The 13,855-nt window shown below is 42.1% G+C and carries 11 protein-coding genes; 2 read left to right on the top strand and 9 right to left on the bottom strand.

All coding sequences use genetic code 11. The features are described 5' to 3' along the window. The first annotated feature begins 18 nt into the window (after positions 1 to 18). Positions 19 to 414, top strand: coding sequence for a DUF983 domain-containing protein (locus GUA46_RS04270; RefSeq protein ID WP_108246916.1), 396 nt, complete (start codon positions 19 to 21; stop codon positions 412 to 414). Between the two features lie 2 nt (positions 415 to 416). On the opposite strand, the gene GUA46_RS04265 is transcribed toward GUA46_RS04270, so the two are convergent. The 9 genes from GUA46_RS04265 to GUA46_RS04225 form a co-directional block, all read right to left on the bottom strand. After that, complete coding sequence (locus GUA46_RS04265; RefSeq protein ID WP_176619425.1) at positions 417 to 1,472, bottom strand: NAD(P)/FAD-dependent oxidoreductase; 1,056 nt, start codon at positions 1,470 to 1,472, stop codon at positions 417 to 419. Between the two features lie 118 nt (positions 1,473 to 1,590). Then, the gene (porN, locus tag GUA46_RS04260) at positions 1,591 to 2,493 is read right to left on the bottom strand and encodes a type IX secretion system ring subunit PorN/GldN (protein ID WP_176619424.1); all 903 of its coding nucleotides are present in this window, start codon (positions 2,491 to 2,493) and stop codon (positions 1,591 to 1,593) included. Positions 2,494 to 2,519: 26 nt separating this feature from the next. Further along, the gene (gene porM / locus GUA46_RS04255) at positions 2,520 to 4,091 is read right to left on the bottom strand and encodes a type IX secretion system motor protein PorM/GldM (RefSeq protein WP_176619423.1); all 1,572 of its coding nucleotides are present in this window, start codon (positions 4,089 to 4,091) and stop codon (positions 2,520 to 2,522) included. A 63-nt stretch (positions 4,092 to 4,154) separates the two neighbouring features. Then, on the bottom strand, positions 4,155 to 4,811 hold the full coding sequence (gene porL, locus GUA46_RS04250; protein ID WP_176619422.1) for a type IX secretion system motor protein PorL/GldL: 657 nt from the start codon (positions 4,809 to 4,811) through the stop codon (positions 4,155 to 4,157). 86 nt (positions 4,812 to 4,897) lie between these two features. Beyond that, a complete protein-coding gene (porK, locus tag GUA46_RS04245; protein WP_176619421.1) occupies positions 4,898 to 6,277 on the bottom strand; it encodes a T9SS ring complex lipoprotein PorK/GldK in 1,380 nt (459 codons plus the stop codon). Positions 6,278 to 6,399: 122 nt separating this feature from the next. Beyond that, positions 6,400 to 7,557, bottom strand: coding sequence for a formimidoylglutamase (locus GUA46_RS04240; protein WP_176619420.1), 1,158 nt, complete (start codon positions 7,555 to 7,557; stop codon positions 6,400 to 6,402). A 2-nt stretch (positions 7,558 to 7,559) separates the two neighbouring features. Further along, positions 7,560 to 10,040: a type I DNA topoisomerase gene (gene topA / locus GUA46_RS04235; RefSeq protein WP_176619419.1), complete on the bottom strand. Its 2,481-nt coding sequence runs from the start codon at positions 10,038 to 10,040 to the stop codon at positions 7,560 to 7,562. A 113-nt stretch (positions 10,041 to 10,153) separates the two neighbouring features. Next, positions 10,154 to 11,407, bottom strand: a complete 1,254-nt coding sequence (locus GUA46_RS04230; protein WP_176619418.1) for an LVIVD repeat-containing protein — start codon at positions 11,405 to 11,407, stop codon at positions 10,154 to 10,156. A 67-nt stretch (positions 11,408 to 11,474) separates the two neighbouring features. Next, positions 11,475 to 12,203, bottom strand: coding sequence for a hypothetical protein (locus GUA46_RS04225; protein WP_176619417.1), 729 nt, complete (start codon positions 12,201 to 12,203; stop codon positions 11,475 to 11,477). A 150-nt stretch (positions 12,204 to 12,353) separates the two neighbouring features. On the opposite strand from GUA46_RS04225, the gene miaB reads away from it, so the two are divergent. Further along, positions 12,354 to 13,799, top strand: coding sequence for a tRNA (N6-isopentenyl adenosine(37)-C2)-methylthiotransferase MiaB (gene miaB / locus GUA46_RS04220; RefSeq protein WP_176619551.1), 1,446 nt, complete (start codon positions 12,354 to 12,356; stop codon positions 13,797 to 13,799). Positions 13,800 to 13,855: the final 56 nt, after the last annotated feature.

Below are 13,855 nucleotides of genomic sequence, written 5' to 3'. Positions count from 1 at the left end.
TGTACAAAAGCCGTGCAAATGTTAAAAAAAGGAACCAAAATGTACAGCATTTTAACAGGAAACTGTCCAAGATGCCAAGAGGAGAGCATGTATGAAAAGTCCAATCCCTATGTACTTTCCAAAATTTTTAGCATGAAAGAAAGGTGTTCGCATTGTGGCTTAAGATATAAGATAGAGCCTTCTTTTTTTTATGGAGCCATGTATGTCAGCTATGGTGTGGGCATTGCCTTTGCCGTAGCCGCCTTTGTAATCTCATTCTTGTTCCTGGACGCTTCATTGCCAACCACTTTTATTGCCATAGTGGGCACTTTGGTGGTTTTTATGCCGGTTATCATCAGACTCTCCAGAAACATCTGGATCAATCTTTTTGTAAAGTATGATGCTACCTCTGCTAAAAAGCACGAAACCGCATAAAGCTAATTTGAGTAGTATTTTTTAGTGAATCGTTGAATATCCATTTCGGGGTCGAGATGGGATTGTTCTTCTATATAATCGAACAATTGTTTGGAGGCGCACGGCCCGATCATTACTCCCCTTGAACCAAATCCGTTTAACACATAAAGGTTTTTGTGTTCTGGATGTCTTCCCACCAATGGTCTACGATCTACAACCGTTGGTCTAATACCCGCTACATGATCCACAACCTCAAAATCACACTTTAAAAAGGTCTTCAACTTTTCCAAAAGCTCATTTTTGGACTCCTCCGTGGGCATATTGGTCTTGTCCTTCCACTTGTAGGTAGCGCCGACCAAATACCTGTCTTGACCCATCGGAATGGTGAAAACGGATGATTTTATAACGTTGTTCTCTCTATATTCCGGAGCATGGATCATCAATAATTCCCCTTTGGTCCCATTTAAAGGCAGATATCCAAAATAGGGGTCTTGCTTGAGGCCAAAACCACAAGCGAACACGAGATTTTTTGCCGTTTCATTCTTGTACGATACGGTTTCATCGGTAGTTGATATCGCATTAAAATCCAGCGATTCCTCTAAAAGCAAATCTCTATTCTTGAGATAACTTCTGTACGACCTCACCAAAGCGGCAGTATCAATTCTACCTGTATATTTTACTTCTCCGAAACCATACGGAGCGTCAATGGCGGGATTGTTATTGGGGAGCAATTTAGTGGACAGAAAATAGCCCATATCTGAGCGGTCGGAAGCTTCGAACCATAGGTTTTGCTCTTCAATAGAGGCAAATTTCCGGAGCACAGGAAGATCATTATCGATAGTGATCCCTAATTTTTTTTCTAAATTTTGATAAAACGGTTTTGCTACTTCCAATTGCATTTTGGCTTTCCACGCCATGGTAAACCGCTTCAAAATAACTGGGTTGTACAATCCACCCGCCACTTGGGACGCCTGTTGGGATTCATCGGTAATCACCTTAAAGGTTTTTTCGTTTTCTTCCAGAACTTCACAAAAAGAGATTCCCGCCAAACCTAGACCTACTACAATATAATCAACCATACCACAAAATTAGCGAACTGAGCGAATCCTTGACATTTTCATTTGACTTTAAACCAAAAAAAACGCCGCACTGAGTGCGGCGTTTTGCTTTATTGAATTGGAAATATTCTATGAACGATTAATACGCCCACATATCTTGTTCCCTATCTCGTATACCCTCTTTGATTCTTTGGGCTTCCAAGAGCTGGAACAGTGCATTATCAAAAATGTAATCGCTTATCTCACGATCTTCGTGAACGTTTTCTTCTTTATAGATGACACCGTTGAATCGACGTGCGTTCAACAGCATATCAAAAGAAATGGGCCTTGCCGAGTTTTGCTGGTTGTACACCTTGGCATCGTGCAAAATTTTACGTGCCGCTGGATACCAAACCCAGAATAACTCTACTTTGTTCTCCCCCGTTCCCATAGATTCATCGTCTATGAAGTTTACGTCAGGAGCAACTGGGGCAATTCCCAATAAACGATACTTAAGCTCACCTTGGCGCTTATCGAAATACCACATTCCTTTGATTCTGAACTCCTCAATATCAGCGGCTGTCAAATCCCTTCTGTTGATAAACTCAGGGGATATTTGCTCACCGGCATTCAATTGTTCATATCCAAGATCAGTGGTATCCACTTTACGCAAGGTTGCCGAAAGGTCTTCCAACTTTCTCTTCTCTGTAAAGTAAGAGTCTGCATATACCTCGGTAAGGTTACCGTTTCTGATGTTTTTCATCAAAACGTGGTATAAAGACCTTCTATCGGCACCAATACCTATGGTATCGGTCGGATAATACAATGGAAAGTTAACTCGCTCGTCAAGATCGATGATTTCCCAGACGGTCTTGGACCAAAGGATATCCCTATCGTCCACATAACCGTATGCTAAAGGCTCATCGGCATCTTGCTCTATTTGAGCTTGGGTTTTTTTACCGATATCTTCGGGCAGCTTGGCATTCAAAATGTTTGCCTGCGCCATGATTGATACTGGCAATATGCCCAACAATCCTATTAATAATGCGTTTTTCCAATTCATAATCACTTGTATACTTTTTATACTTCTTAGTTTGTAAGCTCAACCACTACAGGAGATACTTTTTTCAACTTGTAGCTCTTGTTGTTGGTGATGTAAGCTTGGATATCGAATATCTGGACAGATTCACCTCTATCTGCTCTCTTAAGTGCAGATTTGGCTCTGGCATCCAATTTGTTTCCATTTACAACTACAGTAGGCTGACCGGGAACTTTGAACTTAAACTGGCTTACAGCAAGGTTCAAATCAAAATCAAAGTCTTCCAACATAGCACTAACAGTGGAAATTTCCAGGTTGTTTCTTGGCATCTTAACGCTACCAGACTCACCACGAACGGTACCGCTCGGTCTTGGGATATCCTTGATACGGAACTCAGACTTGGTGCTGATTCCTTTACCATCTGGTAATGTACCAGAAGCGGTAATGGTTACAGATCTACCTGTACCTGGGTTCATAACATATTGGCTTCCGCTTCTTCTACTCAAACCAGGAGCATTTGCAGACACCTTGTTATCTGGAATTCCAGGGATAGAGATTGTCATTGGGTTGGCAACACCACGGTACACTACGTTCATTTTATCAGCAGAGATAACCGCTGCATTAGGCATAGAGATCGTAGCAAAAGTGTTGTTTACTTCCACTGGAACTTCTTCACCGTCCTGCATAAAGGTCATTGTTCCTTTGATGGTGTGATCACCTGGAGTACCGGCACTGATCAACATTTTGATACCGCCAGCTTCCAATTCGTAATCTTTACCTTCTGTCATTGGTCTACCGTCCAAGGTCAACTCAGCTTTAACAGGAGTCGAAGTCTTGTCAGTTTTGCTAACAATGATTTTTCCATCATACTTCTCACCTGCGTAGTAAGCTGTTTTTGGAGCAGCCAATGAACTTGCAAAGTTGGTCAAGGATACAGCTTCTGTCAACTCACCTTCCAAAAGGGTTTTCAACACCTCTTGCTCGGTAGTTTTGATGTCAGCCTGCAATTGGGTCATCTTGGTCAAAGAAGCTACCAATGGGAATCCTTCGTAGTGATAGTTGATCCAATCTTGACGGGTTCCGTCTCTTTTCTCAACCTTGCCATCTTCACCACCTGTAGCAAAACGAGCTTTCACTGCAGATTTCAAAGATTCGAACTTACCTTCTGGCAATGCATTGATTACGCCGTCACGGTAGTTGTTGATGTATTCCATGAACTTTTTTCCTTCTGGGCCTAAATTGTCACCTTGAAAGAATTTTTGGTCCAAGTAATCGGATTTATCCATAACCACATAGTCCGTTGGGTCCTCCAAATCTGCGGTCATTTCTTTTTTCAATCCTTCCAAATAGCTGTAGTAGCTATCGGAAAGTTCTTTTACCTTTTGGGCATCTTCGTAAAGCTCTCCGTACTCTTCAGCATTTTCGGAAGCTTTGGTTTCCAAACTAGCAAAAAAGCTAGCGTTGTTGGAATCCATACTCGTGTTGGAAGTTTCCAACTTTTCGTTCATAAGTCCGAATGCCGCAAGTACTTCCTTGCTCATATTAAGGGCCAACATCGCGATGAAGATCAAGTACATAAGGTTGATCATCTTCTGACGTGGTGTTTGTTTTCCTCCTGCCATGTTTTTCTAATTAGATTTAATAATTAATTTGATTTGGTTTGTTTTCTGTTGATCAAACTCTAATTAGTTTCTTCCGCCCATGGCTGTAAGCATACCACCGTAAACTCCGTTCAAAGAAGAAAGGTTAGTGGCCAATGATTGCATTTGGTCTTTCAAAGCACCTGCGTTCTGTACAACTTCCTCGTTGATGGAAGCTTGTCTGCTAGCACTTTCCAATTGTACTTTGTACAAGCTGTTCAAAGATTCCATTTGAGCTGCTGCGTGAGATAGTTCCTCAGAATACTTTTTAGTGTGCTGGATAGCATCTGTTGTAGGAGTGATATTCTTAGCGGCACCTTCAAAACTCTTGATGCTTTCGCCCAAGTTGGCAAAAAGATCGGAATCGATTTTGGCTTCTTTAAGTAGGTTGTCCAATTTCTTAGAAAGAAGACCTTCAGCTTCTTGAGCGTCTTGAGCCTCTTGTTTTCTGGAAGCAGATTGCTGACCACCAGCTAATTCTGGATAAACCAAAGACCAATCGTACTCATCGTCTACTGGTTCAAATGCAGAGATAGCAAAGATCAATGCTTCGGTAATAAGACCTACAGCAAGAAGAAGTCCACCAGTAAGTGGTCCAAACTCCCAGTGAAGGATTTTGAACAATGCACCAATAATTACTACCGATGCTCCAAGCCCGTAGGCCATGTTAAACAGCTTTTTTGTTGATTTTGACTGCGCCATAATTTTAGTTTTAATTAAGTTATATAAAAAATAAGTATTTGGTTACTACTCTTACTTGTTTATATAATGTTCTCTCGTTGTTTTGTTTATAGTCCGCTTCTGCTTCCGTTGGTGGAATCTTCTTCTCCCATGTAATCTTGAACGGTTCTGAATCCAATGTAACTTCTTGCTGAATCTTGGTATTCGTAATCCCTGGTACTTACTTGAAGGAAGTAAGCAACATCTTTCCAAGATCCTCCACGGATCACTTTACGTTGGTTGTCCTGCGAACCAATGTTCGGGTTCATGGTGGACAGGTATTCGTATGCACCTGGATCAAAGCTTGAGTTGGTCCATTCGGCAACGTTACCGGCCATATTGTAGAGGTTATAATCGTTTGGTTCGAATGATTTCGCTTCTACCGTATATAAAGCTGCATCGGCCGCATAATCTCCACGCTGTGGTTTAAAGTTGGCCATGAAACATCCTGTATCACTGATCACATAAGGACCGCCCCAAGGATAGGTTCCTCCTTCGATTCCTCCTCTTGCAGCGTATTCCCACTCTGCTTCCGTAGGTAATCTAAATTGGTTTACAAACTGTTTGCCACGGCTTTTTTGGTCATCGTTCTTGAACTTGGTTCTCCAGTTACAGAAAGCCTTGGCCTGCATCCAGTTTACACCTACTACGGGATAATCGCTATAGGCATCGTGCCAGAAGTAATCGTTGTGCATTGGCTCGTTGTAGCTGTATTCGAAATCGCGGATCCAAACGGTAGTATCTGGATAGATCTCCAATTCTTCATGTTTGATAAAATCCTTTCTGTTACCGGTTCTGGCCCTGGCAGCAGCTTCGATGTCCATCCAACTGTACTTATACTTTAATTTGGTTACATCCACACTTCTCAACCCGTTGTAGCTCTCTTCTTCAGGTAGGTAAAGGGAATCCATTACCTCAGCGTAATACTCATCCGGGTATTCGGATGTGTCCCATACCAAATCTGCATCTTTGTTCAATGCTCTTCCCTCGTATCCGGTAGCACCTAGACCTGCATAGTTATCGAGCATGTACTTATCGTAAACGGAAAGTTCGGTAGTATCCGTATCCTTAAAAGCATACTCTCCGATACCTTCGTCCTCTGGGCTGATCCCCAGCTCGTCGGCCAAAATGGCCAATCTTGTTCTTACTATGGAATCCTTGACCCACTCCACAAACTGTCGGTACTCACTATTAGTGATTTCCGTGTCGTCCATATAAAAGGAACGTACGGTAACCGTTCTTGTGGGAGCGTTCAATACTTTTGCCTGATCCTCTTCGGCTTTACCCATAACAAAGGCGCCGCGGGGAATCAGTTCCATTCCATAGGGTTTTTCTGGATGCCACTTTTTACCACTGACCCCAACTAGTTCACCTTTTGATCTTGATTTAGAGCCACAACTGGTAAGCAAAAAAACAAGTGCTATAGATGAAAAGAATAGCTTTCTCATACTTTAGGTTAAATTATTCGATTCAAGATTTTTAACTGTTCTACACAGGTTCATTATTTTCAAAACTGATTTTTGAATGAATTATTGTGCAGCAAACAATTAATGGTCAAAATTTAATTTATTTAGTTCAGCCCTTTTCTGTAGGCTTTGAACCACCTTTCGGGAATGTTCTGGTTGCATGCATCCAGATAGTCCTCTTCGGTGCATGGTAATAACGCCACCGAATTTGTTTTAGTATGTTCAGCTAAAATTGTTGGCACTTCTACCCACCATCTTTCTGTAACATGGCTTTTGAAGAAGACCAATTCCTCGGTGTCCGTAGGCACGGTAAACTTTGTGAAGTCTTCGCTCTTAGAGCTTGGGTATTCTTTTATTCTAAAACTCAACCCTTCTATAAAGTACCAAATGATCTGTGCGATCATCTGAAAGGCTTGGTATGAATTCTCTCCCTCGTAAATACCGAACAAGGTTACTTTATCGCTTATCCCGGCGTAACGGGCAATGGCACATATCTCCCTTCCGGTAAATCCGTTGGGGGAAAAATTTCTGGAGCCGCCCATTTCACTTGCCCGAATCGCCCTTAAATCCAGGCTTACGATATCGCTGCTCCGCAATACCGGTTCCGCCAATTCTATGTTGGCCGCTATCTCTCCCAATCGGTAAGCATCGAAAAATAGACGCTCCATCAAATCCTTTTCCTCTTGGGCATTGAAGTAACTCTGGTAGCCAATGTTGGAAAAATTGAAAAGGTTGTTGGGCTTATCAGTTATGATTTTACTCATGTAGGAATGTGATGAAATCAACTCGTCGTCCTCACCAAAGTCGAACCGGCTATCGATGGAGACGAGATTCACCATATTCTTTATTTTATCAAAAGCACGGTAGGTAGGAAAGGTAATATCCTGGGTAAGCCCCAACACAATCGGGATTATGTTTTCCTCGAGCAGACCTGCAACAATTTCTTTTACCACAAAATAGGTGTCCTCTACGGTATTGCCTTCCTCCACATCGCCAATATCGATAATAGTAGAGTTCCAATTACCCATCATAAGACGGTAAAGCTGGATACGGACCTCGTCAAGATCCAATTTTTCGGGCTTTTTCTCGAAAGCGTTTCTGGATTCCAAGACGCCAAAAATGGCGACATCAGCTTGAGCGAATACAGGTAGCCCATCCTTTTCGGTATGCATGTGAACGTTCTTGCCCAATGCTTGTTCTGGCAACAATTCGGAATGTGCCAATACCTTGTCCTTGACCGGAACCAGAAAGTCGAACGCCATAGTTATTTCTTAGCTTTTGTCTTGGCTTTTTTCTTTGGTGATTTTTTTTCCAATAGGGCCTGCGCTTCTTCCAATGTGATTTTTGTGGCATCCACATCCTTGGAGAGCTCCACCTTTACCCTACCTTTTATGATATTGTGTCTTCCCCAACGGGCTTTTTCTATTCGTATCTTTTCCTCTGGCCACTCTTGAATAAGTTTCTCGGCCTCTTTTTTCTTTTTAGCCTCAATCAATTCAGCAATATCTCCGTCGGATAGATTATCAAAATCATATTTCTTGTTCACGTTGATGAACATACCGTCCCACTTGATAAATGGTCCAAACCTACCTACTCCTTTGGTAACATCCTTTCCTTCATATGTGCCAATGGGTGCATCCGCCTTTTGCTTTGCCTTGATAAGCTCAATGGCACGGTCCATATCAACATCAAAAGCACTTTCGCCCTTATCCAGTGATATAAACTTTTTGCCAAATCGAACATAAGGACCGTATCTACCTACATTAGCTTCTACCTCTTCCCCTTCGTAAACACCTAACTTTCGTGGAAGCTCAAAAAGGGTCATTGCTTCTTCAAAAGTAATGGTACCTATGGACTGATCTGGCAACAAGCTGGCAAACTCCGGCTTGTCCTCATCATCTACGGTCCCAATTTGCACCATTGGTCCAAAGCGGCCCAATCGAACGGACACCTGTCTGCCAGATTTTGGGTCAGTTCCCAAAACACGTTCTCCGCTGGCGCGTTCAGCGTTTTCCTCTACCTCAAGTACATTGGGATGAAAATCTTTATAGAAATTTTTCATCATTTCCTGCCAATCCTCGTCACCAGATGCTATCTCATCAAAATCTTCTTCCACTTGCGCCGTGAAGTTGTAGTCCAAAATTTGGGTAAAGTGTGTCACCAAAAAGTCGTTTACGATCATCCCTATATCGGTAGGTACGATCTTTCCTTTTTCGGAGCCGACCATTTCGCTCAACTGGCTATCGGAGACTTTTCCATCTTCCAATACCAACTGTACATATTTACGTTCTGAGCCTTCTACGGTACCTTTTTCCACATAGCCCCTGTTCTGAATGGTAGATATGGTAGGTGCGTAGGTAGATGGTCTCCCGATGCCCAACTCCTCCAATTTCTTTACCAAAGAAGCTTCCGAATAACGGTAAGGGGGCCTTGAAAATCTTTCGGTTGCCGAAATAAATACATTTTGAAGCGGTTCCCCTACTTTCATGGCCGGAAGCATTCCATCTTGCTCCTCCCCATCTTCATCATCGGTACCTTCCAGATATACTTTAAGGAAACCATCAAACTTTACTACTTCACCGTTCGCAGAGAATTCTTCACTGTGGGTACTGGCTTTTATCTTTACATTGGTGCGCTCCAACTGTGCATCGCTCATTTGGGATGCCAGGGTACGTTTCCATATCAATTCATATAATTTGGCCTGATCTCGCTCCAATTGGGGCGATTGCAGTTTCATATCGGTAGGGCGGATGGCCTCGTGAGCCTCTTGTGCCCCTTTGGATTTGCCTGTAAAGTTTCTGGTTTGACTATATTTTTCACCGTAGTTATCCAGAATAGCATCTTTTGCCGCAGCCAATGCTTCGTTGGAAAGGTTGACACTATCCGTTCTCATATAAGTAATAAGACCTGCTTCATATAAACGCTGTGCCACCTGCATGGTGCGGCTAACCGAAAAGTACAGTTTTCTAGAAGCTTCCTGTTGTAGAGTGGAAGTGGTAAACGGCGCTGCAGGGGATTTTTTTGCCGGCTTTTGGGCCAAATCGGAAACTGAAAAGTCTGCACCAATATTCTCCTTTAAAAATGATTCTGCTGCTTGCTTCGTCGGAAACGTAGTGTTCAGCTTTGCGGCAAATGTATTTCCTTCGTCGGTTTTGAATTCAGCTTTTATACGAAAAGATGCCTCGGGGGTAAACCCTTCGATTTCCCTTTCACGCTCCACGATCAATCTTACCGCAACGGATTGTACCCGTCCTGCCGAAAGTCCAGGTTTTATTTTTTTCCAAAGAACGGGCGACAGCTCGTAACCCACCAATCGGTCCAGCACCCTACGTGCCTGTTGTGCATTTACCAAGTTGTAATTAATGTCCCTTGGATTTTCTATTGCCTTTTGGATAGCCGATTTGGTAATGGAATTGAAAACAATACGCTTTGTCTTGCTTTTGTCCAACCCCAACTCTTCTGCCAAATGCCAAGATATGGCCTCTCCCTCTCGGTCCTCATCACTCGCCAACCAAATAATTTCTGCTTTTTTAGCCAAGTCCTTGAGTTTTTTCACCAAGGCTTTCTTCTCCTTGTCAACAGTATATTTCGGCTTAAAATCATTTTCCACATCTACGCCAAGCTCTTTCGAGGGGAGGTCGGCAATATGCCCAAAACTGGACTCTACTTGAAATTCTTTTCCTAGAAATCGTTCAATGGTCTTTGCTTTGGCGGGGGACTCTACAATAACTAAATTCTTTGGCATGCACTTGGTTTTGTCCTAACAAAAGTATATCAATTTTTCGATTTTGTGGTTTTGCCCTTTACCAATAAAAAAATATCCCACTAAAAGTGGGATAAGAAAAGTTGATTTTTCACCTAGTTAAGACCTATTTGACTTATTAACTTGATACCTCCGTCTAGATATTCATATTGATATAGTATACCGTCACCTACCATGATCAAGTAATTTTCCATTGGGATTACGTCATAAGTAACTATATCTTCAAAATGGTTCAGCTCTATCAAATCATTGATATCGGTCTTATCATAAACTTTAAGACCTGAATCACCATCGCAGATAAAGATTTTTTCATCCTTGATGCCAAGACCATATGGCCCTTTCATGGGATAGGTTATGGCCAGTTCAGGATTTTCTATATTGGAAATATCCACGATATATAATCCGCTCTCGGTAGCGCCGCACATATTTCCGCCCCTTAAAGTCACGTAAGCATAATCCCCATCCACCACAACAGGATCGCAGGCCGTGCCATGTTGAAACTCCGATACAAAGGTCGGTGTTGCAGGAGATGAAATATCATAAATGTACATTCCCCTCATACTTCCCAAGAAGAGGTAATTGTCCCTATTAAAAATGGTTTCAATATCAAAACCGGCATGCACATCGTCCAAAACCTGCGGATTGTCCAAATCTGAGATATTGAAGATATTGATATTGTGACTATCGACAGCGTACAGATACTCCTCTACTATTTTGAACCTTGCCAACGACCCGCCTTGACCAGTTCCTCCACTGGCATCGTTCGCCACTTCGGCAAAAGCCATCCCAAAATCCCCGAAACGGGATTGATACTGCTCTTCCGACATACGTTCGGAAACCATTTCCCATCCGATCACAATATCCTCTGAATTGTAACTGTAATCACCATAGTCTACCAAATCTGCCTCAAATGGAGCTACTACATAATCTTGCAACACATTTTCTAACCTATTTACGATTGTGATGTTATCAAGATCAGAAATATCCAAAATCACCAAATCCATTAAACTATCGGCATAAAGAAAATCGCTCTTTACCGAAATATCAACATTCCCAGGAATTTGAATAAAGGCCACTTTAACGGGCTGGTTCGGATTACTGTTGTCTATAACATGCACCCCCCTGTACTTATCATTAATAAAGATATAATCTTGATAGGTATAAACTTTTCCCGATTCCTCTACGGGTCGAGGAGCGATAACATCCACACTGTTGGCAAACTCGGTCCGATTCATAGTCAATGGACGAGCCACCAAATATTCCTCATATTTGCCGTTTGCATCATCATCGGAACAAGAAGTGAACAACAAAAAATTGATACATAAAAGTAAGAGCAGCTTGGTTTTCATAGCGGTTTGTGTTTTACTTACCTAGATGCAAACCAAAGCATTACGTTGCGCCGTTGGGTACAAAAAATTATACATCCATCGAGATGACCACAGCATCTTTGTGTATAAAATAAATCGGTATTTTACTGAACATTGCAGTAAACAATACTCCGACCAAACATAGGATTACTCCCAGTTGACCAACCAATCCAGAAACAAGTATCAAAAGGAATATCATCAACCAGTTTTTGTTGCCAAGGGCAAAACTTGCCTTCACCACTTCCAAAGCGCTAAGCTCCCTGTCAAATGCAAAAAATGCAGGGAACAGTGACATCGGCACCATTAAATAGACAATTCCCAAACCACAAGTTAAAACACCCAAAAAAGATAGACCGACCATAATCAACGAAATAACCAAAGCCTTTCCCAAGTATTCCCTTTTAAAGTAAAAGAAGTAATCATCCTTTCCGGATTCGTTCAAATCATATTTCCTACAGATTCTTAAAAAAGCGGCATTCAAACAAATGCCAATGGTCATCACTCCAATCATAAACAAAGGCATCATTAAAGTCATCAATCCTGCAAATACCGGCGGCATTTCTTGCTGTTCAAATATGTCAGGGTCACTTATGCCCATCGCTATCATCGGCAAATAAATCAGAAGATAAAAAGGAAGTATTCCGGCAAATGTCAATACAAGCGTAATAAAGCCTTGCAGCCATACTTTTTTGAAAAGTTCAATGGAGTTGTTGAACACGGACCCGAATTCTACCGGGACACTTTGTTGTATTCTATTGGAAAGACTGCTGAAATTCATTGTACTGTTTAAGTTGTTTTTTAAAGTGAAAGGTAATATTAACAAGGGATATCGCAATATATTATTAAAAAATACTGCCATATTGTCACTAAAATGTAATAAGCACTATCTTTGCACCCCATTGAAACATTTATGATAGAGGAAAAAAGCGTGGAAAAGATAATAGATGAAAGCCAACAGGGAAGTAGCCTGTCACTGGAAAACAACGAAAAGAACGGTCGAAAGCTCTACATTGAGAGCTACGGTTGCCAGATGAACTTTTCCGACAGTGAAATTGTTGCATCCATTTTGGCGAAGGAAGGCTTCAATACCACCCAAGACCTGAACGATGCAGATTTGGTTTTGGTAAATACATGCTCCATTCGTGAAAAGGCTGAACAGACCGTTCGCAAGCGTTTAGAAAAATTCAACGCCGTAAAAAGAACAAGACCCAACATGAAAGTGGGTGTTTTGGGATGTATGGCCGAACGTTTGAAGAGCAAGTTCCTGGAAGAAGAAAAAATAGTGGACATGGTGGTAGGACCAGACGCATACAAGGACCTTCCCAATCTGATACAAGAAATAGACGAGGGCAGGAATGCCGTGAACGTTATCCTCTCCAAAGATGAGACCTATGGCGATGTGGCGCCGGTTCGATTAAATACCAACGGAGTCTCTGCTTTTGTTTCCATTACCCGTGGTTGCGACAATATGTGCACATTCTGCGTGGTACCGTTTACCCGAGGAAGGGAACGTAGCCGCGACCCGCAATCCATTTTGGAAGAAGTAAACGACCTATGGGACAGAGGTTTCAAAGAAATCACCTTGTTGGGCCAGAATGTGGACAGCTACCTCTGGTATGGCGGCGGATTGAAAAAGGATTTCGACAAGGCAACGGACATGCAAAAGGCCACTTCCGTAAACTTTGCCGGACTTCTGGAACTTGTTGCACAGGCACAGCCGAAAATGCGCATCCGTTTCTCTACATCCAACCCACAGGATATGACCTTGGACGTAATCGAGGCCATGGCCAAATACAGAAACATTTGCAAGTACATTCACTTGCCCGTTCAAAGCGGAAGCAACCGCATTTTAAAGGCAATGAACCGTTTGCACACTCGTGAGGAATATTTTGAGTTAATCGACAACATCAAAAAACTAATTCCAGATTGTGCCATAAGTCAGGACATGATAACCGGGTTTCCCACAGAAACCGAAGAGGACCATCGGGATACCCTAAGTTTAATGGAATACGTAAAATACGATTTCGGTTTCATGTTTGCTTATTCCGAACGTCCCGGAACACTTGCAGAGCGTAAAATGAAAGACGACATTCCTGAAGAAACCAAAAAAAGGAGACTAACGGAAATCATCTACCTTCAGCAAAAGCATAGCTTTTATCGCACACAACAACACGTGGGAAAAACCGAAGAAATCTTGATTGAAGGGACTTCCAAAAAATCGGACGCTCATTGGATGGGAAGAAATTCACAGAATACGGTAGCCGTTTTCCCAAAAGAACACTACAAAGTAGGTGATTTTGTCAACGTTAAAATTAATGAATGCACTTCGGCTACACTTATCGGAGAAGCAGTAGGGTATTCAGAAAATAATTAGTAACCATTTGTTATTCCACACGGATGCTGAACGTAGTCGAAGCACCATGCGGAATC

This window comes from Flagellimonas chongwuensis, from assembly GCF_013376415.1.
GTDB classification, from domain to species: domain Bacteria; phylum Bacteroidota; class Bacteroidia; order Flavobacteriales; family Flavobacteriaceae; genus Flagellimonas; species Flagellimonas chongwuensis.
The sequence above is the reverse complement of the archived record's forward strand: the minus strand, read 5'-3'. Positions and strand labels throughout refer to the sequence as shown.